General features: G+C 60.7%; 18 protein-coding genes. 9 read left to right on the top strand and 9 right to left on the bottom strand.

The window, feature by feature from the left end:
• The first annotated feature begins 104 nt into the window (after positions 1 to 104).
• The 8 genes from N5D61_RS19910 (at position 105) to N5D61_RS19875 (ending at position 9,792) form a co-directional block, all read left to right on the top strand.
• Positions 105 to 860 carry a DeoR/GlpR family transcriptional regulator gene (locus N5D61_RS19910; protein ID WP_108239378.1) on the top strand — a complete coding sequence of 252 codons (756 nt, stop codon included), beginning with the start codon at positions 105 to 107 and terminating at the stop codon, positions 858 to 860.
• A gap of 350 nt (positions 861 to 1,210) precedes the next feature.
• Positions 1,211 to 2,749 carry a glycerol-3-phosphate dehydrogenase gene (gene glpD / locus N5D61_RS19905; RefSeq protein ID WP_108239377.1) on the top strand — a complete coding sequence of 513 codons (1,539 nt, stop codon included), beginning with the start codon at positions 1,211 to 1,213 and terminating at the stop codon, positions 2,747 to 2,749.
• A gap of 440 nt (positions 2,750 to 3,189) precedes the next feature.
• On the top strand, positions 3,190 to 4,107 hold the full coding sequence (locus tag N5D61_RS19900; protein ID WP_279893945.1) for a glutamate/aspartate ABC transporter substrate-binding protein: 918 nt from the start codon (positions 3,190 to 3,192) through the stop codon (positions 4,105 to 4,107).
• Positions 4,108 to 4,224: 117 nt separating this feature from the next.
• A complete protein-coding gene (locus tag N5D61_RS19895; RefSeq protein WP_279893944.1) occupies positions 4,225 to 4,971 on the top strand; it encodes an amino acid ABC transporter permease in 747 nt (248 codons plus the stop codon).
• The gene (locus N5D61_RS19890; RefSeq protein ID WP_177411096.1) at positions 4,968 to 5,636 is read left to right on the top strand and encodes an ABC transporter permease subunit; all 669 of its coding nucleotides are present in this window, start codon (positions 4,968 to 4,970) and stop codon (positions 5,634 to 5,636) included. The genes N5D61_RS19895 and N5D61_RS19890 overlap by 4 nt, the downstream gene beginning before the upstream one ends.
• Positions 5,633 to 6,367, top strand: coding sequence for an amino acid ABC transporter ATP-binding protein (locus N5D61_RS19885; protein WP_108239373.1), 735 nt, complete (start codon positions 5,633 to 5,635; stop codon positions 6,365 to 6,367). Before N5D61_RS19890 ends, N5D61_RS19885 begins: the two co-directional genes overlap by 4 nt.
• Before the next feature lie 90 nt (positions 6,368 to 6,457).
• A complete protein-coding gene (locus tag N5D61_RS19880; RefSeq protein ID WP_108239372.1) occupies positions 6,458 to 8,335 on the top strand; it encodes an ATP-binding protein in 1,878 nt (625 codons plus the stop codon).
• A 125-nt stretch (positions 8,336 to 8,460) separates the two neighbouring features.
• Positions 8,461 to 9,792 (top strand): sigma-54 dependent transcriptional regulator, encoded by a 1,332-nt coding sequence (locus N5D61_RS19875; RefSeq protein ID WP_279893943.1) that lies wholly within the window; start codon positions 8,461 to 8,463, stop codon positions 9,790 to 9,792.
• Positions 9,793 to 9,877: 85 nt separating this feature from the next.
• Here the strand turns inward: N5D61_RS19875 and N5D61_RS19870 are convergent, their stop codons facing one another.
• The 7 genes from N5D61_RS19870 to metE form a co-directional block, all read right to left on the bottom strand.
• Positions 9,878 to 10,804, bottom strand: a complete 927-nt coding sequence (locus tag N5D61_RS19870) for a PfkB family carbohydrate kinase (protein ID WP_279893942.1) — start codon at positions 10,802 to 10,804, stop codon at positions 9,878 to 9,880.
• Positions 10,794 to 12,263: a cytosine permease gene (locus tag N5D61_RS19865; protein WP_108239369.1), complete on the bottom strand. Its 1,470-nt coding sequence runs from the start codon at positions 12,261 to 12,263 to the stop codon at positions 10,794 to 10,796. Before N5D61_RS19865 ends, N5D61_RS19870 begins: the two co-directional genes overlap by 11 nt.
• A 156-nt stretch (positions 12,264 to 12,419) precedes the next feature.
• Positions 12,420 to 13,436, bottom strand: a complete 1,017-nt coding sequence (locus N5D61_RS19860) for an ADP-ribosylglycohydrolase family protein (RefSeq protein ID WP_108239368.1) — start codon at positions 13,434 to 13,436, stop codon at positions 12,420 to 12,422.
• Positions 13,433 to 14,146, bottom strand: coding sequence for a GntR family transcriptional regulator (locus tag N5D61_RS19855; protein WP_177411095.1), 714 nt, complete (start codon positions 14,144 to 14,146; stop codon positions 13,433 to 13,435). Before N5D61_RS19855 ends, N5D61_RS19860 begins: the two co-directional genes overlap by 4 nt.
• A 158-nt stretch (positions 14,147 to 14,304) precedes the next feature.
• Positions 14,305 to 14,973 (bottom strand): DsbA family oxidoreductase, encoded by a 669-nt coding sequence (locus N5D61_RS19850; protein WP_279893941.1) that lies wholly within the window; start codon positions 14,971 to 14,973, stop codon positions 14,305 to 14,307.
• A gap of 163 nt (positions 14,974 to 15,136) precedes the next feature.
• On the bottom strand, positions 15,137 to 16,129 hold the full coding sequence (locus N5D61_RS19845) for an alpha/beta hydrolase (RefSeq protein ID WP_279893940.1): 993 nt from the start codon (positions 16,127 to 16,129) through the stop codon (positions 15,137 to 15,139).
• 210 nt (positions 16,130 to 16,339) lie between these two features.
• Positions 16,340 to 18,700, bottom strand: coding sequence for a 5-methyltetrahydropteroyltriglutamate--homocysteine S-methyltransferase (gene metE / locus N5D61_RS19840; protein ID WP_279893939.1), 2,361 nt, complete (start codon positions 18,698 to 18,700; stop codon positions 16,340 to 16,342).
• Positions 18,701 to 18,807: 107 nt separating this feature from the next.
• Here metE and metR point away from each other — a divergent pair, with 107 nt between their 5' ends.
• Entirely contained in the window at positions 18,808 to 19,725 is a 918-nt protein-coding gene (metR, locus tag N5D61_RS19835) for a transcriptional regulator MetR (protein WP_279893938.1), read from the top strand.
• 50 nt (positions 19,726 to 19,775) lie between these two features.
• Here metR and N5D61_RS19830 read toward each other — a convergent pair whose 3' ends face one another.
• Positions 19,776 to 20,180, bottom strand: a complete 405-nt coding sequence (locus N5D61_RS19830; protein ID WP_279893937.1) for an NUDIX domain-containing protein — start codon at positions 20,178 to 20,180, stop codon at positions 19,776 to 19,778.
• Positions 20,177 to 21,268 carry a D-alanine--D-alanine ligase gene (gene ddlA / locus N5D61_RS19825; protein WP_279893936.1) on the bottom strand — a complete coding sequence of 364 codons (1,092 nt, stop codon included), beginning with the start codon at positions 21,266 to 21,268 and terminating at the stop codon, positions 20,177 to 20,179. Before ddlA ends, N5D61_RS19830 begins: the two co-directional genes overlap by 4 nt.
• Between the last annotated feature and the right edge of the window lie 169 nt (positions 21,269 to 21,437).

Genomic DNA, 21,437 nt, shown 5'->3' with positions numbered 1-21,437 from the left:
CGTCACTGCGGGCACGCTCACTTCGATCGGCTCCGGCACTTTTTCCGGCTGACAGATAATGGCTCCCTGCGGCATCATGGACGCCCTTGCCCGAAGGAAGAAAAATGAATCTGCCACCCCGTCAACAGCAGATCCTCGAGCTGGTCCGTGAACGCGGCTACGTCAGCATCGAGGAAATGGCCCAATTGTTCGTCGTGACCCCGCAAACCATCCGACGCGACATCAACCAGTTGGCGGAAATGAATCTTCTGCGCCGCTATCACGGCGGCGCAGCCTACGACTCCAGTATCGAAAACACCGCCTACGCCATGCGCGCCGATCAGATGCGCGATGAGAAACAGCGCATCGCCGAAGCCATTGCGGCGCAGATCCCCGATCACGCTTCGCTGTTTATCAATATCGGCACGACCACCGAATCCATCGCCCGCGCCCTGCTCAACCATAACCATTTGAAGGTCATCACCAATAACCTGCATGTGGCGTCGATTCTCAGTGGCAAGGATGACTTCGAAGTGCTGCTCGCCGGAGGCAACGTACGCCGGGACGGCGGAGTCGTGGGTCAGGCCAGTGTCGATTTCATTACCCAGTTCAAGGTCGATTTCGCGCTCGTGGGCATCAGCGGCATCGATGAGGATGGCAGCCTCCTGGACTTCGATTACCAGGAAGTGCGTGTTTCCCAGGCGATCATCGCCAATGCACGCCAAGTGATCCTGGCAGCGGACTCCAGCAAGTTCGGCCGCAACGCCATGGTGCGGCTGGGCCCGATCACCCTGATCGATTGCCTGGTGACCGATCAGGCCCCTGTGCCGGCGCTCGCTCAACTGCTGACGCAAAACAAGATCCGGTTGGAAGTCGTCTAACGAACGCGTACTTGTAGGAGCGCGCTCGCCCGCGATCTGGCGCGGAGCGGCAGTCCATCTCGACGTATGTGCTGTGACAGGAATGTCGCGCTTTCAGTGTTTGCTGCCGCTTCGCGCCAGGTCGCGGGCAAGCGCGCTCCTACGTCGTTGGTACGAAAACGCGTACTGTCACTCCTTTCGAACGAACATACCCATGTTCGATTTTGTTCCTTTCCTGTCCCCCTAATCAGTATTTTCAATCAATCACAGGTGGTGAGTGGCGCCTTATTGCGCTAGTATTTTCGAAAATGAACGCAAATGTTCGAATTCGCCAAAAACGAACTGGATCGAATCCCAGACAGGAGGCCCCGATGGCCGATTCCGCCTTGCCTATCCCACCCCTTTCCGAGGTCTACGATATTGCCGTGATTGGCGGTGGCATCAACGGTGTCGGTATCGCAGCAGACGCATCAGGGCGCGGCCTGTCGGTGTTTTTGTGCGAAAAGGATGACCTGGCCAGCCACACGTCGTCCGCCAGCAGCAAGCTCATTCATGGCGGCCTGCGCTACTTGGAGCATTACGAGTTTCGCTTGGTGCGTGAGGCATTGGCCGAGCGGGAGGTGCTGCTGGAAAAAGCCCCCCACATCGTCAAGCCGATGCGTTTCGTCCTTCCTCATCGTCCCCATCTGCGACCAGCCTGGATGATCCGCGCGGGTCTTTTTCTCTACGACCATCTGGGCAAGCGTGAAAAGCTTCCCGGATCGAAAAACCTGCGTTTCGGCGCCAGCAGCCCGCTCAAGAGTACGATTACCCGCGGCTTCGAATACTCGGATTGCTGGGTCGATGACGCCCGTCTGGTGGTGCTCAATGCCATGGCCGCCCGTGAAAAGGGCGCGCACATCCATACCCAGACCCGCTGCCTCAACGCCCGCCGCAGCAATGGTCTGTGGCACCTGAACATGGAACGTGCGGATGGCAGTCTGTTTTCCATTCGCGCCAAAGCGCTGGTCAATGCGGCTGGACCTTGGGTGGCCAAATTCATCCGCGAGGATTTGAAGCTCGAATCTCAGTATGGCATCCGTCTGATCCAGGGCAGCCACTTGATCGTGCCAAAGCTGTATGAAGGCGAGAACGCGTTCATTCTGCAAAACGAAGACCAGCGCATCGTCTTCGCGATTCCGTATCTGGACCAGTTCACCATTATCGGTACCACCGACCGCGAATACACCGGCGACCCTGCCAAGGTGGCGATCACCGAGGGCGAAACCGACTACCTGCTGAAAATCGTCAACGAACACTTCAAGAAGCAACTGACGCGGGGCGACATCATTCGCACCTACTCGGGCGTGCGCCCGCTCTGCAACGATGAATCCGACAATCCGTCAGCCATCACCCGCGACTACACGCTGTCATTGTCGGGCAGCACCGAAGAAGCGCCGATTCTGTCGGTGTTTGGGGGCAAGCTGACGACCTATCGCAAGCTCGCCGAATCGGCCATGCAACAACTGGCGCCGTTCTTTCCCCAGATGAAACCGAGCTGGACGGCCAGGGCCAGCCTGCCAGGTGGCGAGAACATGACCACTCCTGCCGCCCTCGCGAGCGAGTTGGAAAAGCGCTGCCCATGGCTGCCCTCCGGTCTCGCCAAACGCTGGGCAATTACCTATGGATCGCGCAGTTGGCAGATCGTGGACGGCCTGCATGACGTGGGCGACTTGGGTGAGCATCTTGGCGCAGATCTGTACAGCGCCGAAGTGGACTACTTGTGCAGGGCTGAGTGGGTCACTCAAGCGGACGACGTGCTCTGGCGTCGGACCAAGCTGGGACTGTTCACCACTGCCGAGGAACAGCAGAACGTTCAGGCATACCTCGACAAGGTGGCTCACCGCAAAAGCACTACAGCGGCTGCCTGAGGCATCCTGCCAAGCACAAGGGCAACTCAGGCATAACCGTGCTGTTTTCCCGGTGATCAGCATCGGCCCCGCCCATCGCGCGGGGCGGATGAGCGAATAGGTCATTTTCAGAACCGCCGCATCGTGCGTTATACCTCGCAGGCTTGCTTCGCAGGTTTAACGCTACCCGACACCGAACATTCGGATTTCCGAACACCTCCCCCTCGCCCATTCGGCGTACCGGACGTTCAAGCCCGCCCCGCTTCCAGATAACGAAATATTTTCCTTTCTAATCAGCAGGTTGCCTCCTGTCACGGCTTTGGCATGACTCATGCTCTACACTCCATCACGATTGCTCCGATGTAGCGTGCCGCCTGATTGGGCCGCCGTTGTAGCGTTCTGAAACGATAGGGCCGACCCAACACCGGACCCATAAGAAAAACAAAGTCGAGGATTAACAGATGCGTATCGTTCCCCACATTCTAGGCGTGGCCGTTGCAGCAGCCGCTTTGATCAGCACCCCGCTGTCTGCCGCGGAACTGACCGGCACCCTGAAGAAAATCAATGATTCGGGCACCATTACCCTCGGTCACCGCGACTCGTCGATTCCGTTCTCTTACATCGCGGACGCCTCGGGCAAGCCCGGCGGCTACTCCCATGACATCCAACTGGCTATCGTCGAGGCGATCAAGAAAGACCTGAACAAGCCAGACCTGAAGGTCAACTACAACCTGGTCACTTCACAAACCCGCATCCCGCTGGTTCAGAACGGCACGGTCGACGTTGAGTGCGGTTCGACCACCAACAACGCCGAGCGCGCCCAGCAAGTCGACTTCTCGGTCGGCATCTTCGAAATCGGTACTCGCCTGCTGACCAAAGTCGGCTCGCCTTACAACGATTTCGATGACCTGAAAGGCAAGAATGTCGTCACCACTGCAGGCACCACCTCCGAGCGCATCATCAAAGCGATGAACGCCGACAAGCAGATGGGCATGAACGTCATTTCCGCCAAGGACCACGGTGAATCCTTCCAGATGCTGGAATCGGGCCGCGCGGTTGCCTTCATGATGGACGACGCCCTGCTGGCCGGCGAAATGGCCAAGGCCAAGAAGCCAACTGACTGGCACGTGACCGGCACCCCGCAATCCTATGAAATCTACGGCTGCATGGTTCGCAAGGACGACGCTGCCTTCAAGAAGGCTGTGGATGACGCGATCGTTGGCCTCTACAAGTCGGGCGAGATCAAGAAGATCTACGACAAATGGTTCACCCAGCCGATTCCGCCAAAAGGCCTGAACCTGGAATTCCCGATGAGCCCTGAGCTGCAGAAGCTGATCGAGAGCCCGAACGACAAGCCTGCTCCTGAGAAGAAGGCATAAGTCCTTCTCTTCACACGCGACAAAAGTGAAAGCCTGACTCCCGGAGCTGCAGTGCGGCTCCGGAAGCCGCTGCATAGCGGTGTGCGTGCATAACGATCGATCAGAGGGGAGACCCTGATGAATTACAACTGGGACTGGAGCGTGTTCTTCAAGTCCACCGGCGTGGGCAGCGAGACCTACTTGGACTGGTACATTTCCGGTCTGGGCTGGACCATCGGCATCTCCATCGTCGCCTGGATCATCGCGTTGGTGCTGGGCTCGGTGCTCGGTGTCATGCGTACGGTGCCCAACCGCATCGTGTCGTCTATTGCCACGGTTTACGTGGAAATTTTCCGTAATGTGCCACTGCTGGTGCAGCTGTTCATCTGGTACTTCCTGGTGCCGGACCTGCTGCCCGAGAACCTGCAGGAGTGGTACAAGCAAGACCTGAATCCGACCACCTCGGCCTTCCTGAGTGTTGTCGTGTGCCTGGGGCTTTTCACGGCCGCACGGGTGTGCGAGCAGGTGCGCACCGGTATTCAGGCGTTGCCTCGCGGCCAGGAATCCGCCGCGCGCGCCATGGGGTTCAAACTGCCGCAGATCTACTGGAACGTACTGCTGCCGCAAGCGTACCGGATCATCATCCCGCCGCTGACTTCCGAATTCCTCAACGTGTTCAAGAACTCGTCGGTGGCGTCGCTGATCGGCCTGATGGAGTTGCTGGCTCAAACCAAGCAGACCGCCGAGTTTTCCGCGAACCTGTTCGAAGCCTTCACCCTCGCCACCTTGATCTACTTCACCCTGAACATGAGCCTGATGCTGCTCATGCGTCTGGTCGAGAAGAAAGTCGCGGTGCCGGGCCTGATTTCCGTGGGAGGTAAATGATGGACTTCTCTGGCGTCATTCCGGCCATTCCGGGCCTGTGGAACGGCATGCTGATGACCCTCCAATTGATGGTCATGGGCGTGATCGGCGGCATCGTCATCGGTACGCTTCTGGCGCTGATGCGTTTGTCCCACAACAAGGTGCTATCGAACCTCGCCGGCGCCTACGTCAACTATTTCCGTTCGATCCCGCTTCTGCTGGTCATCACCTGGTTCTACTTGGCGGTGCCCTTCGTTTTGCGCTGGATCACCGGCCAAGACACGCCTGTGGGTGCGTTCACCTCTTGCGTCGTGGCATTCATGATGTTCGAGGCCGCTTATTTCTGTGAAATCGTCCGCGCCGGCGTGCAGTCGATTTCCCGAGGCCAAATGGGCGCCGCGCAGGCTCTGGGCATGACCTACGGCCAGATGATGCGCTTGATCATCCTGCCTCAGGCGTTCCGCAAGATGACCCCGCTGTTGCTGCAACAGAGCATCATTCTGTTCCAGGACACCTCGCTGGTGTACACCGTCGGCCTGGTGGACTTCCTCAATTCGGCCCGCTCCAACGGCGACATCATCGGTCGCTCCAACGAGTTCCTCATCGTTGCCGGTCTCGTGTATTTCATCATCAGCTTCGTGGCCTCGCGTCTGGTCAAGCTCATGCAAAAAAGGTTAGCCGTATGATTTCCATCAAAAATATCAACAAGTGGTATGGGGACTTCCAGGTGCTGACCGATTGCAGCACCGAGGTCAAGAAAGGCGAAGTGATCGTCGTCTGCGGCCCTTCGGGCTCGGGGAAATCCACCCTGATCAAGTGCGTCAACGCACTGGAGCCTTTTCAGAAAGGCGACATCGTGGTCGATGGCACGTCTATCGCCGACCCCAAGACCAATCTGCCTAAACTTCGCTCCCGCGTCGGTATGGTGTTCCAACACTTCGAGTTGTTTCCGCACCTGACCATCACGGAAAACCTGACCATCGCGCAGATCAAGGTCCTGGGCCGCAGCAAAGAAGAGGCCACCCAGAAAGGCCTTGCGCTGCTGGAGCGCGTGGGCCTGTCGGCGCATGCGCACAAGCATCCGGGCCAGTTGTCCGGCGGGCAGCAGCAACGTGTGGCGATTGCCCGCGCATTGGCGATGGACCCGATCGTCATGCTGTTCGACGAACCGACCTCCGCGCTTGACCCTGAAATGGTCAACGAAGTACTCGACGTGATGGTGCAGCTCGCCCACGAGGGCATGACCATGATGTGCGTGACCCACGAAATGGGCTTCGCCCGCAAAGTGGCTGACCGCGTGATCTTCATGGACAAGGGCCAGATCATCGAAGACTGTGCCAAGGAAGAGTTCTTCGGCGACATCAACGCCCGTTCCGAGCGCGCGCAGCACTTCCTGAACAAAATCCTGCAGCACTGATTGATTCAAGCCTCACAAGGGCGCAAAACCCGCTGGCCGTTCGTGTCGACATCCATGACACGAGCGGCTGGTCGGTCCAGGACGACTGTGATGAAATGCGATCCACCTCTTAGTACGCCGCCATCACTGACTGTGAAACCCCGCCTGATTCGCCAACTGTTCCTGCCGCCGCTGATCATCCTGCTGATGATTGCACTGGGTTACTTCACGTACCTGTACAGCGAAAAGAACGGCATCAAGTCGCTTAGCGAGAATGGCGAGCGCCAGCTCGAATTGCATGCCCGCACCGTCGAAAGCGAAATCAACAAATACAACTACCTCCCCAGCGTGCTCGAGCTGGAGTCCAATGTATCGAGCCTGCTCAACGACCCATCTCCGGAACTGCGGGGCAAGGTCAACGATTACCTCGAAGGGTTGAACCGTCGAAGCCGCAGCCGTGCGATCTACGTGCTGGACACCACCGGCCGTGTGCTGGCGACCAGCAACTGGCGCGACGCCGACAGCTATTTGGGTGAGGACCTCTCCTTCCGCGCCTATTACCAGGACGCCATTCGCGGGCAGCCGGGTCGGTTCTACGGCATCGGCAGCACCACCGGCGAGCCGGGCTACTATCTGGCCCACGGGCTGGAAGAAAAAGGCAAGATCATCGGCGTGGCTGTGATCAAGGTCCGCCTCGAGGCCCTGGAGGAGCGCTGGCAACGGGCGCGCCTGGAGGCCTTCGTCAGTGACGAAAACGGAATCATCATTCTCTCCAGCGACCCGGCACGACGGTTAAAGTCGGTTCGCCCGCTCACGCCGCAAATCAAAGAGCGCCTGGCCCGCAGCCTGCAATATTACTGGTGGCCGCTGAACGAGCTGGTGCCACTGGAGCGCGAGCTCATCGCCGACGGCGTCGAGAAACTCACCTTCCCCGCCAACAGCAGCGTCGACCACGAACACACGGTGGTGAGCTACCTGGCACAGACCCGCGATCTGGCGGACACCCCCTGGCACTTGACCCTGCTCTCGCCGCTGGAAGATCTGCGTCGGGAGGCCGCCAACCAAGGCATGCTGGTAGCGGTGGCCTGTGCCCTCGTGGCGTTTCTGCTGATTGCCTGGAACGAGCGACGCAAAGTCATCGCCACACGTCTGGCGGCACGCGAAGCGCTGGAACAGGCCAACAATGAACTGGAGCGGCGCATCACCGAGCGCACGGCGGATTTGCGGGCCAGCAACGAACGCCTCAAGGGGCAGATTCGCGAACGGCGCCAAGCCGAGGAAACCCTGCGTCAGGCACAGGATGAACTGGTGCAAGCGGGCAAACTGGCGGCCATCGGTCAGATGTCGACCAGCATCGCCCACGAACTCAACCAGCCCCTCGCCGCATTGCGAACGTTGTCGGGCAACACTGTCCGCTTCATCGAGCGCGGGGCACTGGACACAGCCACCACCAACTTGCGCACGATCAATGACCTGATCGATCGCATGGGGCGCATCACCGCCAGCCTGCGCGCCTTCGCCCGACGCGGCGAAGACAAAGGCCAGGCGTCGTTGAGCAAAGCCGTCGAGGCGGCGCTGCAGTTGTTGGCCGGACGCCTGGAAAGCAGCCCACTGGAGCTCAACCAGCATTTCGATGAAGTGGAACTGGCCATCGACCAGACCCGGTTGGAGCAGATTCTGGTCAACCTGATCGGCAACGCGCTGGACGCCATGCAGGCCCAGCCCCTGCCCGTGTTGTGGTTACAGGGCGACGCGTTCGAAGGCCGCTATCGCCTGCAGGTGCGGGACAACGGCCATGGTATTGACGTCGAAGCGCGCAAGCATTTGTTTGAGCCGTTCTTCACCACCAAGCCTGGCGAACAAGGCTTGGGCCTGGGGTTGACGCTCTCGGCCAGCCTGGCTGCGGCCGCCGGGGGCAGCCTGAACGCCGAACACCCGTCCGAGGGTGGAACGATGTTCGTGTTGATTCTGCCGTTGGTGGTGTCATGAATCCGCTGGCTGTTACCAATCCTGTAGGAGCGCGCTTGCCCGCGATGAACCATAACGCGGTCTGTGGGATGTACCGCGTTATCGTTCATCGCAGGCACGCGCGCTCTTACACATACCGATGAGGCATGAAATTGAACACTGAACTGACCGTCCTCATCGTCGAAGATGACCCCCATGTGCTGCTCGGGTGCCAGCAGGCGCTGACGCTGGAGGACATCCACAGCCAGGGTGTGGGCAGTGCCGAAGAGGCGCTGGCGATCGTGGGCGAACATTTCGCCGGCATCGTCATCAGCGATATCCGCCTGCCAGGCATGGACGGACTGACGCTGCTCAGGCATCTGAAGGAGCGGGATCGCACCCTCCCCGTCGTATTGATCACCGGTCACGGCGACGTGTCGATGGCAGTGGGCGCCATGCGTGACGGCGCCTATGACTTCATAGAAAAGCCCTTTTCCCCCGAGCGCCTGGTCGAGGTCGCCCGGCGTGCGCTCGAACAACGCGGGCTGGCGCGGGAAGTCTGGTCGCTGCGCCGGCAACTGGCCGAGCGCGACTCGCTGGAAGGCAAAATCATCGGGCGATCGGCCGCGATGCAGAACCTGCGCGCGTTGATCGCCAATGTCGCCGACACCTCGGCCAACGTGCTGATCGAGGGTGAGACCGGCACCGGCAAAGAGCTCGTCGCCCGCTGCCTGCATGATTTCAGTCGTCGTCACGCGCACCCATTCGTCGCGTTGAACTGCGGAGGGCTGCCGGAAAACCTCTTCGAGAGCGAAATCTTCGGCCACGAGGCCAACGCCTTCACCGGTGCGGGCAAGCGACGAATCGGCAAGATCGAGCACGCCCACAATGGCACGCTGTTCCTCGACGAAGTGGAAAGCATGCCGATCAACCTGCAAATCAAATTGCTGCGGGTCTTGCAGGAGCGCACCCTTGAGCGGCTGGGGTCGAACCAGAGCGTGGCGGTGGACTGTCGCGTCATCGCCGCCACCAAGGCGGATCTTGCCGACTTGAGCAAGGCAAACCAGTTTCGCAGCGACCTGTATTACCGCCTCAATGTCGTGACGCTTGAACTGCCGCCCCTGCGCGAACGTCGCGAAGACATCCTGCAATTGTTCGAACACTTTCTCCAGCAGTCATCGCTGCGCTTCGATCGCGAGCCCCCGCAATTGGACCCGCAGACGATGACGGCACTGATGACCCACGACTGGCCGGGAAATGTGCGTGAACTGCGCAACGTGGCCGAGCGATATGCGCTAGGCCTGCCGGCATTCAAAAAATCAGGGTTGGCGACCCAGGCACAAAGCCTGGGTTTTTCAGAGGCGGTGGAAGCCTTCGAACGCAACCTGCTCAGCGAGGCGCTACAACGCAGCGGCGGCAACCTGAGCCAGGCCAGCCAGGAGTTGGGCATGGCCAAGACCACGCTGTTCGACAAGGTAAAGAAGTATGGGTTGGGGTAAGGCCCGACTGAACGCTGGCTCGCGACTACCTTGATTCAGCCCGATCAAAGGGCCTGAACCTAATCGTTCGCGAGCCCGTTCATTCTCACGGCGATGCGCCAATCAATTGATCGACCTCGGCCGCCACTGGCGCGGTCGCCGGACCCCAACGGGTCACCGCGATGGCCGCCGCCGCATTGGCCCGCAACGCCGCTTGCTCCGCGCCAAGCCCCGCTGCCAATCCGGCCAGCAACACACCGGCATGGGCATCACCCGCGCCATTGGTGTCGATGGCCTTGACCGGAAAGCCAGGGACAGACAGCGTTGCGTTGTCTCGCCGAATCCAGCAGCCATTCGGGCCGTCCCGCACGACGATCATCGCGTCACCCTTCAACCATTGCGCCAGTTGTGCCAACGCGTCCGCGATGGTCTGGCGACCGGTGAAGCGCAACGCTTCTTCGCAGTTGCTGGTCCACAGATCGATCAAGGGCAGCATCGCCTGCATTTCTGTGCTGTCGGGTGAGTTCACCAACGGGCCCGGATCGAATACCACACGTGCCTCTCGCGGTAATTGACCCAACCAGTTCAGCAGCGTCGACACTTTGTGTTTGTGCAGCAGGCTGTAGCCGCTGACAAACACGAAGTCCTCCGCCTGCACGACCTGGCTGTTCAGGTCCGAATCGGACAACCCGCCCTCGGCGCCCACATAGGAGATGAACGAACGCTCCGCAGACGGCTCGATCAACGCCACCGACAAACCGGTGTCCTGATCGGTCGAGGCGGCAGTCGCCACCTCGATGCCTTCCGCGGCCATGGCCTGGCGCGCCAGATCACCGAAGCGGCCATGACCGTGCCGCCCGAGGTATATCGTCTGCAGGCCGTTGCGACAGGCCGCAGCCATTACGTTGAACCCGCCCCCAGTTTCGAAATTGGCCGAACGGGCAAGTACATCGCCGCCCGAACGGGGCAGCGCGTCGAGGGCCATGACCAGGTCGACTACGACCTGGCCGGTGTAGAACAATCTAGCGGGCATGAGCAGCCTCTTCAGGGGCGACGCGGCGGTCGCGAGAACCGCCGAGGATGGCGTAAAGGCCGCCAGCGACCACAAAGGTCACGATCCAGCCCAGCCCGTTATGCCCGAACCAGGAGTCGGAAAGGAAACCTTTGAACAGTACGTTTTCCGGCGTGGTCGCCACGGTGGTGAAACTGAAACCGAGCACGATGGCCAGCGCCCAGGCACCCACCGCACGCCACTCCACACCGCCGCTGTACCAATAGGCGCTGGTAGGCGAGACATCCATCAAGTCCTTGGCCGAGTACAGGTGACGGTGAATCAGGTCCACCACGAAGATCCCCACCCAGGCCGTGATCGGCACCGCCAGCAGTGAAATGAAGGTGATGAATGGACCATAAAAACTGTCGGCGATCAGCATGAAGTAGATCGAACCGGCGAAGATGGCCACGATGTCGACGATCACCGCATGAACGCGTTTGATCTTCAAACCGAGGGTCAAGGTGGTCAGACCCGCCGAATACACCGAAAGGTTGTTGGACAGCAGCAGGCCGCCGAAGGCGGTGATCAGGTAGGGCACGGCCATCCAAGTCGGCAGCAGTTCGCGGATCGCAATGATCGGATCGGTCGCCGAAGCCAGGTGGTCGTTGCCCACCGACAGCAAGCCGCCCAGGGTGATCAACAAGACCAGCGGAATGCCAGCCCCGAAGGCTGCAGAGGCGACGAGCCGGGTCGCCTTGACGCTGCGATGCTGATAGCGGGACATGTCGGCGCCCGCGTTGGCCCAGCCGATGCCGGTGCCCGCGGCCATGGTGCCGACACCGATGATCATCGCGCTCAGGGGCGCTGGCGTCGCGCTGAACACCGCGCTCCAATCGATGTGGGCGATGAGGAAGCCACCCACCAGAACGTTCAGCGCGCCGAAGATGTACGTGGCCCATTTCTGAATGACCAACAGCGTCGCATGCCCAAGCCCGGACACAGTGAGCGTCATCAACACAAAGATGGCAATGAACAGCAGGGTCAGGCCGGGTGAGTTTTTCGCCTCGACCGCAGTGCCGAACAAGATCGAACACAGCGACAGCAGCACGAACGCTGCTGTGGTGGTGTTCACCGTCTCCCAGCCCAGGCGCGACATCAGCGACACGATGGTCGGGCCGATGTTGCCCCGTACACCGAAGATGGCGCGCGAGAGGGTCAGGCTGGGCGCGCGGCCCCGGCGCCCCGCAATCGAAATGACACCGACCACGGCGAAGGAACCCGCGGCACCGAGAATGGCCACGACGATGGCCTGCCCGATGGACAAGCCGCGGAACGCCACCAAGGTCGCGCCCAGTGGAAGGCCAAGAATACTGATGTTCGCCGCGAACCAGACCCAGAACAGTTGCAGCGGATGACCGTTGCACTCATTTTCCGGAACCGGCTCGATACCGCGTGTTTCAAGCTGTCCTGCGCCCTGACTGGCGTTGGATGATGTCATGTGGATGCTCCTGTTGCCGTTTGTTCTGGTTGTGGGCAGTACGTAAAGCAAAGGACTTCCTTGTCGTGCGGGACGGCCCTTGAAGACGAGGAAGCCCCGTATCGCCGCCGAGCGCGGGGCGATGTGTGTCTTATTCAAATCAATGTTCGGCGGTGGTCAGGCCGCGCGCAGTGCCAGCAATCGGTCGACCATCGGTTCAAGATCGAGGCGGTTCACGGCCTTGATCTGCTCGATCATGGCTTGCGGCCAAGCCGTCATGCCCTGGCATGCACCGGTCATCGCCCCCAATATCGCCGCGATGGTGTCCGTGTCGCCGCCCAGGCTGGAGGCCAGGCAGAGCGCATCGAAAGCCGATATCCGGTCCATCGCAACGTGCTGCGCGAGGGCGAAAGCGGCGATCACGGATTCCTGCGAGGCCACCGACGTGCCGATGACGTCGTAGACCACGTCCGGCAATTGCGCAGAGGGCGTGTCCTCGCTCAACCGCCGGGCCCATTCGATACGGGCTGAAATACGCGCGCCGGCGACCCAGTGCCCATGGTGCTCGGCCCTTGCTGCGAGATGCGCGCCGATGTCGAGCGCCGCGCTCAGGTCGGCCCCGTTGATTCCCGCCGAAACCACCGCCGCCACGGCGGCCGCGCTGGAAATACCCAGTGTCGTGTTGTGGGTGACTTGGCACGCCTGCAAGACCGATTCGACGAACGACGCTTCTTCGGTGACGTCGGCTGCGATACCCACCGGCGTGATACGCATCGCCGCACCGTTCGTGGTACCGAAGCGCCCTGCTTCCTCAGGGGTATGGCCTGCCAGAATCATTTCGATGGCACGCTTGGTGGACGGGCCAAGCAAGTCCTGCGAACCCTTGGCCTGCATGACGGCTTCCCAATCGATCAGCGTCTGGGCCAGGTCCGAGGGCTGGATCCGGCCCTGTCCAGCCACCAGCAACTCGGCAACCAGGATCGCCTGTTCGGTGTCGTCGGTGATCGACCCAGCGGCCATGTTAGGGGCAATCGGTTGATCCGCATCGGCGGCGGTCAGGGTAACGATACGGCCATAGCGCTGCTTGATCTGCTCGCGGCTGAGCGATTGCGTGGGCATGCCCAAGGCATCGCCAAGGGCCAAGCCATAAAAAGCGGCCTGCGCACGTTCGCGAATGTCGATCAATGCAGTCATGTACTCGATCCAAATGCCAGATGCAGACGAAAATGCACGGGGTCCAAAAGACTTTCCACGTGCTCCATGAAACGCTCCCGGCGATCGAACGTCGTTCGTATCGCCTTGAGAAACACAGTGCCAGGCTCACGCAACAACAGCGCAGCGTCATCAGCGTTCAATGGCTCGGCGCCAATCCACTGGTCACCGCGATCGCCAATGTAGCCATGGGCGGCCATCGTGACGGTCAGCGAGTCGTCGATCAGCCCCTCCTGAGGCAGGTTTTCCAACCCGTCGACCGCCGGTACCAGCACCCGCTCCAGCGAAACGACATTGCCATCCTCCGCCGTGCGGCGACGGTCCAACGCAATGAAACGCGCCGTACCGAAACGGCTTTCGAGGTCCGGCCGCTCGATTGCCACCAGCCGCAGGACTTCGGTGCTGACGCGGGCGCCGGTATCGGCCAGCGCTTGCGCCCACCCGGCGCGTTGGTCCAGCGAAATGCCATCGTAGGTGACGATCGAACCGACACCGGTCTGGGTCGCGATGTAGTTGCGACGCTTGAGCTCGGACAACGCTTCTCGCAACGTCCCGCGGCTGACATTGAATTCCTGAGCCAGCAGGTTTTCACCTGGTAACAGCTCGCCCGATCCCATCTGCCCGGTTTCTATACGGCGCGCGAGCTCATCGACCACACGTTTTTTCTTATCGAATCGAACCTGTCTAATCATGTACAAATTGATATCCGAAAAAGGTTGAAGGGAGCAAGGAGTTTTTTGATCGCAAAAGAAAATTCGTTCCGTCTGCGACATCGGATTACCGCCCCGAAGAACCGTTCGCCCGCTGTCAGAAACGCGCTGGCCCGCAGGGCGTCACTCAGCGTAGCGCATCATGGGGCAGGGTCGATGACGCTCGACTGCTCGCTGACAATCTGACGAATGGCGCTGACGAACACGTCCACCGGCTGACCACCGGATATCGCATAGTGATCGTTGAACACGATGGTCGGCACCGAACTGACGCCTCGGGATACCCACAGGTGTTCGAGCTCGCGGACTTCTGCGGCGTACTGGCCCGAGGTGAGAACGGCTTCAGCGCGCACCCTATCAAGCCCCACCTTTTGCGCGACATCGGCCAGTACCTTGTGAGATGACACCTCGGCGTGGTGGCTGAAATAGGCGGTGAACAGCGCTTCTTTCAGCGCCTTCTGCTTGCCCTCCTGCTCCGCCCAATGCAGCAGGCGATGCGCATCGAAGGTGTTGTAGATACGACGTTCTCCCTGCTTGAAGACAAAGCCCAGTTCCGCACCGCGCTCGCGGATGTTTTCGGCGTTGGCCTGATATTGCTCTCGGGTAGAACCGTATTTTTCAGCGATATGTTCGAAAATGTCCTGCCCTTGCGCGCCCATCTTCGGGTTCAGCTCGAATGGCTGAAAATGAATCTGCGCCCGAACTTCATCGCTCAAGTGCTCCAGCGCCTGGTCCAGGGCGCGCAAGCCAATGATGCACCACGGGCAGGACACATCGGAAATGAAGTCGATTTTCAGGGGAATGCTCATGACAGCCTCGTGCGAAAGAGGGAAAGGTGCACGATACGCTCATGTCACTGCACGACAAAACGTGGAGAACCTGTGCTCGCGAGCACGGTGCTTCAGTCAAGGCTCATATGACCGAAAGATGGCTGTCGCCAACTCGCGCATGCCTTCGGAGATAGGGGTTCTTTCAAAGTTGCGCGATAGGCGAGCCGTCCTCGCGATGCTGTCGCAGATACGGCAACACTGCGGCGAGCAACGGCGCCTTGAACGCCTCTTGGAAACGGTGGGCCAGTCCAGGAATGAGTCTTAACTGGCTACCCTGGATATGCGCTGCCAGATGAACGCCATGCATGACAGGCAGCAGCGGATCGGCGGTGCCATGCACCACCAGCGTGGGCACCCGCAGGCGATTGAGCAGCGCCACGCGGCTGGGTTCGGCGAGGATCGCCAGAATCTGCCGTTTGACCCCTTCGGGGTTGAAGGCACGGTCGTAGGCAAGCGCCACTTGTTGCAGAAGCTTCTTTCGATCGTCCTTCACGGCCGGGCTGCCCAGTGCGGCAAGCAGATCGGCCTGTTGTTCCAAGGCAGCCTGACGGTCCGCTGCGCCTCGCCGCGCCAGCAGGTGCAACAGCGCAGGGCTGGGCATGGGCAAACCCGGCGCCCCGGAACTGCTCATGATCAGGGTCAGGCTTTCGATGCGAGGAGGCGCCATGTCGGCCAGATGCTGCGCAATCATGCCGCCCATGCTGGCACCCAAGACGTGAAACCGCTGAATGTGCAGCGCATCCATCAGGCCCAACGCGTCCTGCGCCATGTCGGTCAGCGTATAGGGGGCCGTCACCGGCAGCCCGATCTTGTAACGCAGCACTTCATAGGTGAGGTTGACGGTCGTGGGTGCCTGGACCCAGGTCGACAGCCCGACATCGCGGTTGTCATACCGGATCACCCGAAAACCTTGCTCGCACAAGGCGACGACCACCTCGTCCGGCCAGTGAATCAACTGCCCGCCCAGCCCCATGACCAGCAACAATGCCGGATCGCTCACCCGCCCAATGCTCTGGTACGCCAGATGCACGTCATCGAGCTCGGCCACTTGGGTGGGAACGTCGGGGTCGCAACGCGAGGCCGCAAGAGAGGACAGGCTGCACAGGAGCGCAGCCAGAAAACACAAGAAACGCATGGAAAAAATCCCGACACGCAAAACCCAGTAGGCCGCGAGTCTGATGAAGTTTTCCAAAGCGCGCTGCCACAGTTGCGTGACATTTTGATGAAGGCGGCTTAGCGGCAGCGGCTTGATGGAGCCGCCGGTCGCTAACCCGATCCTTTAACGGACGCGCTCCCACGGAGCGTGGGAACGGTCACAGCCTGAATACAGCCAAAGATGCGCCGCTCACACGGTCGCAGCGCGTTTGCCCACGAACGAACTTTCACTTGGCACTGGAGCCAGTTCCGAGCGCAGTTGCCGGGCGGCAGCCACCATATTCACCAGCGCAGCCTCGGTTTCTGGCCAGGCGCGGGTTTTCAGACCGCAATCCGGGTTGACCCACAACCGCTCGGCAGGGATGCGCTGGGCCGCCTTGCTCATCAGCCTGACCATCTCTTCCTTGTCGGGCACCCGCGGCGAATGAATGTCATATACCCCAGGCCCGATATCGTTCGGGTAGGCGAAGGCCTTGAAGGCTTCCAGCAGTTCCATGTCCGAGCGCGAGGTTTCGATGGTGATCACATCGGCATCCATGGCGGCGATCGCTTCGATGACATCGTTGAATTCGCTGTAGCACATGTGCGTGTGGATCTGTGTTTCATCCCGCACCCCGGAGGCACACAGACGAAACGCCTGAACGGCCCACTCCAGGTATTCATCCCATTGTGCACGGCGCAAGGGCAAGCCTTCACGAAACGCCGCTTCGTCGATCTGCACGATCTTGATGCCGGCCTGCTCAAGGTCGACAACTTCATCGCGAAGGGCCAGCGCCAATTGCTGCGCCTGGACCTTGCGCGACACATCCTCACGCGGGAAAGACCACATCAGCATGGTCACAGGCCCGGTCAGCATGCCTTTCATCACCTTGTCAGTGAGGCTCTGGGCGTACTCGCTCCAGCGGACGGTCATCGCCTGCGGACGGCTGAGGTCGCCGTAGATCACAGCGGGCTTGACGCATCGCGAACCATAGCTCTGCACCCAGCCGAAGCGGGTGAACACATAGCCGTCCAGTTGCTCGGCGAAGTATTCGACCATGTCGTTGCGCTCAGCCTCGCCATGCACCAGGACATCCAGCCCGAGACGCTGTTGAATGTCCACCGCGTGACGAATTTCCGCGCGCATGGCGTCGTGGTAATCGTTGGCGGACAGTTTCCCCTGCTTCCAAGCCTGGCGGGCCAGACGGATCGAAGCCGTCTGTGGGAAAGAGCCGATGGTCGTTGTCGGGAAGGCAGGCAGCGCCAGGCGAGCGCGTTGTACGGCGATGCGCTTGGCAAAGGTCGACTGGCGCTGGAAGTCGTCGGCCTTGATCGCCGACAGCCGAGCCTGGACCTGCGCCTTATGGATGCGTGGCGATTGTTTGCGGCTCAGCTGAACGGCACGGCTCTGCGCCAGCGCCGCTTGGACGTCTGGCGCCTGAGCATCATGGAGGGCCTTGCCGAGAATGGCGATTTCCCCGCACTTTTGCGTGGCGAACGCCAGCCAGCCTTTCAGCTCCGCGTCGAGCTGATCCTCACGCTGCAGATCGACCGGACTGTGCAGTAACGAACAGGAGCCGGCGACCCACAGGTTGTCGGCAAACCGCGACTGGGCTTCGATCAGGCGTTCGAGTGCGGCTTCCAGATCACAACGCCAGACGTTGCGACCGTTGACCACGCCCAATGACAACACCTTGTAGCTGGGCAAACGGTCCAACAATGCGGGCAATTGCTCGGGCGCCCGCACCAGATCGACATGCAGGCCGTGCACCGGCAGCGAGACCGCCAGGCCCAGGTTGTCTTCCAGTCCGCCGAAGTAAGTGGCGATCAATTTTTTCAGTGGCGAGTATTGCAGGCTGTGATAGGCACGCTCAAAAGCGGTTTTCCAGTCCTGAGGCAGGTCGAGGCAGAGGATCGGCTCATCGATCTGCACCCACTCGACGCCCTGCCCCGCCAGACGGCCGAGGATCTCGCCGTAAATCGGCAGCAGGCGATCCAGCAGGTCGAGCTTGTCGAAACCGTCCCCTTTGGCCTTGCCCAGCCACAGGTACGTCAGCGGACCGATGATCACCGGCTTGACCTGATGCCCCAAGGCCAGCGCCTCGTCGACTTCATCGAACAGTTGGGTCCAGCTCAGGCTGAACCGCTGGTCTTCAGTAAACTCCGGGACCAGGTAGTGGTAGTTGGTATCGAACCATTTGGTCAGTTCCTGCGCATACCCTACCGCGCCGTGGGTTGCGCCACAGCACTGGCCGGCGGCGCCGCGCGCCATGGCGAACAGCGTGTCCAGCGTCGGCAACCCCTTATCGTCGCGGGTTGCGGCGAACCGCTCAGGTATGGCACCCAGCGTCAGGGAATGAGCCAGTACCTGGTCGTACCAGGCGAAATCGCCGACCGGCAGCAACTCGATCCCGGCTTCTTTTTGCACCTGCCAATGGGCGGCACGCAGATCGCGGCCAACGGCTTGCAGCGCGGGCTGATCGACTTCGCCTTTCCAGTAGGCTTCCAGGGCTTTTTTCAGTTCGCGATCGGCACCGATGCGGGGGAATCCAAGGTTATGGGCCAGAGCCATGATGGCAACTCCATTCGAAATAGGTCGCCATTGTCGACAGCGCGAAGGACATGAGACAAACTCATTGTTTTCGCGTTGATCACAAAATTCATTCATGGAGCGCCACGGTGCTTGAAATTCGCCACCTCAAAACTCTGCACGCGCTGCGCGAGGCCGACAGCCTGGTCGATGCCGCCGATCGGCTTCACCTGACTCAGTCGGCCCTTTCCCACCAGTTCAAGGAATTGGAAGAGCGCATGGGCATGCCGTTGTTCGTGCGCAAGACCAAACCCGTGCGCTTCACCAGCGCGGGTTTGCGCCTGCTGCAACTGGCCGACTCGGTGCTGCCGCAATTGCGTAATGCCGAACGCGACATTTCGCGTCTGGCCGGTGGTGTGGCAGGACGTCTGCACATGGCCATTGAGTGCCACAGTTGTTTTCAGTGGCTGATGCCGACGATCGATCAATTCCGTGACGCGTGGCCCGAGGTGGAACTCGATCTGGCGTCCGGTTTCGCCTTCGCTCCGCTGCCTGCCTTGGCGCGCGGGGATCTGGATCTGGTGGTGACCTCCGACCCGGTGGACTTGCCCGGCATTACTTACGTGCCGCTGTTCACCTACGAAGCCATGCTGGCGGTTGCCAACCAGCACCCTCTGGCGGGCAAGCCGTTCGTGTTGCCGGAAGACCTGGCCAGCGAAACGCTGATCACCTACCCGGTGGAGCGCGATCGGCTGGATATCTTCACCCGCTTTCTGGAGCCTGCGGACATCGAGCCTGCGCAAGTACGCACGTCGGAACTGACCGTCATGATGATGCAACTCGTCGCCAGTGGTCGCGGCGTATGCGGGATGCCGCACTGGGCGCTGCATGAATACAGCTCACGGGGTTACGTGAAGGCCAAGCGGCTGGGGGACAAAGGCCTGTTCGCAACGCTGTATGCGGCGATTCGCGCGGACATGCTGGATGCACCCTACATGCGCGACTTCCTGTTGACGGCGAAGGACACGTCGTTTTCGACACTGGACGGCGTCAGCGCGGTACGGTGACCGCGCCGCCCTGGGATAACGCGTCGCGCCTCCAGGTTCGGGGGGAGCGCTCAAGCCAACTGCAGGCTTCGGTACAAGGGAAGAATCGAGTCCCGGGTCAGCGGCGCCAAGTGCAGATGGTCGAGGCTGCCGCCGTCGACCCAGAGGATTTCTTCGATTTCAGCGGCCGGGTTGACCGCCTGATCGACGTCGAGCCGATACAACTGACAGTTCACCTCGAAACCTGGCTCGTTGGCTGCAACGGCGGAAAACTCGCCAAGGAATTGCGCTTGCGCGACATCGACGACCAATCCCAACTCCTCGTTCAACTCCCGGCCCAGCGCTTGGGCCGCCGACTCGCCGGGGTCGATCTTGCCCCCCGGCTGCATGAACGCCTGGGTGCCGCGCTTACGCACCAGCAGGGTCCGACCATCGGCACCGATCAGCAGCGCAGCTGCAATCCGTATCACCTTCACAGTACTACCTCGGTTTTCAGCGCTCGCATGTCCTCAGCCCGTTCCAGGGCGAGGCCGATCAAGCGGTCGATCAATTCCGGATAGCTCAAACCGCTGGCCTGCCACAATTTCGGGTACATGCTGATCGAGGTGAAGCCTGGCAAGGTATTGACCTCGTTGATGATGATCTCGCGCGCCTCGGTGACGAAGAAGTCCACCCGTGACAGCCCGGCGCAGCCGAGCACACGGTAGGCCTGCAACGCCACTTCACGCACTTCATCGCTAAGGTCGAGGGGCAAGTCGGCGGGGATGGCGATGCGCGCCTGGCTGTCGTTCAGGTATTTAGTGTCATAAGCATAGAACTCGTCATTGGCGACCACTTCACCGCACACACTGACCGTCGGGGCCGCATTGCCCAGGACTGCGCATTCGACTTCACGCCCGACGATGCCCTGTTCGATCAGAACCTTGTGGTCATAGTCGAACGCCAGCTTCAACGCGGCGGCGTAGCTCGCCTCGTCGGTCACCTTGCTGACGCCGACCGACGAACCCTGACTGGCCGGTTTGACGAACAGCGGCAGGCCCAGCTGCGCTGAAACACTGAGGAAATCCACCGACTCGCCCCGATGCAGAACCGCAAACGGCGCCACGGCGATACCGGCGTCCCTCAGCAGGCGTTTGGTCACGTCCTTGTCCATGCACACCGCCGAGCCCAACACGTCAGGGCCGACGCAAGGGATGTCGAGCAAGCGCAGCAGGCCTTGCAGCGCGCCATCTTCGCCGGTGCTGCCATGGATCAGCGGGAACACCACATCGATGCGCGGCACCTCCAGCCCCGTCTCGACTTCAACGAACTGCGGCCCCTGCGAGCCCGGCAACAACGACAGCAGACGACCGGAATCGCTGAGCCTGATGTGCGCTGGATCGTTGGCGTTCTGCAGATAATCGCGTTCATCGAAACGCAGCCAATGGCCCTGCTTGTCGATGCCGATCAGGGTGACGTAGTAGGTGTTGCGATCAATCGCATTGATCACGTTGCGCGCCGATTGCAACGACACTTCATGTTCGGAGGATTGCCCACCGAAGACGATGGCGACTGACTTTTTCAAAGGGGAAGCTCCTGGATTTCAGGTCGCAGAGCTAAAAGCAATTTGCGCCGTTAGTCCAGTCCTGCCCCCGTATTGCTTGACGAAATGCAGCGAAAAACCTCACCGCAGACACTGTAGGAGCGCGCTTGCCCGCGATTGCGCACTGCCAGACACTGCGGCGTCAACTGAC

It is taken from the genome of Pseudomonas sp. GD03842 (genome assembly GCF_029841165.1).
In the GTDB taxonomy this organism is placed as follows: domain Bacteria; phylum Pseudomonadota; class Gammaproteobacteria; order Pseudomonadales; family Pseudomonadaceae; genus Aquipseudomonas.
Note: the sequence above shows the minus strand (reverse complement) of the source record. Positions and strands in the feature narration are given on the sequence as shown.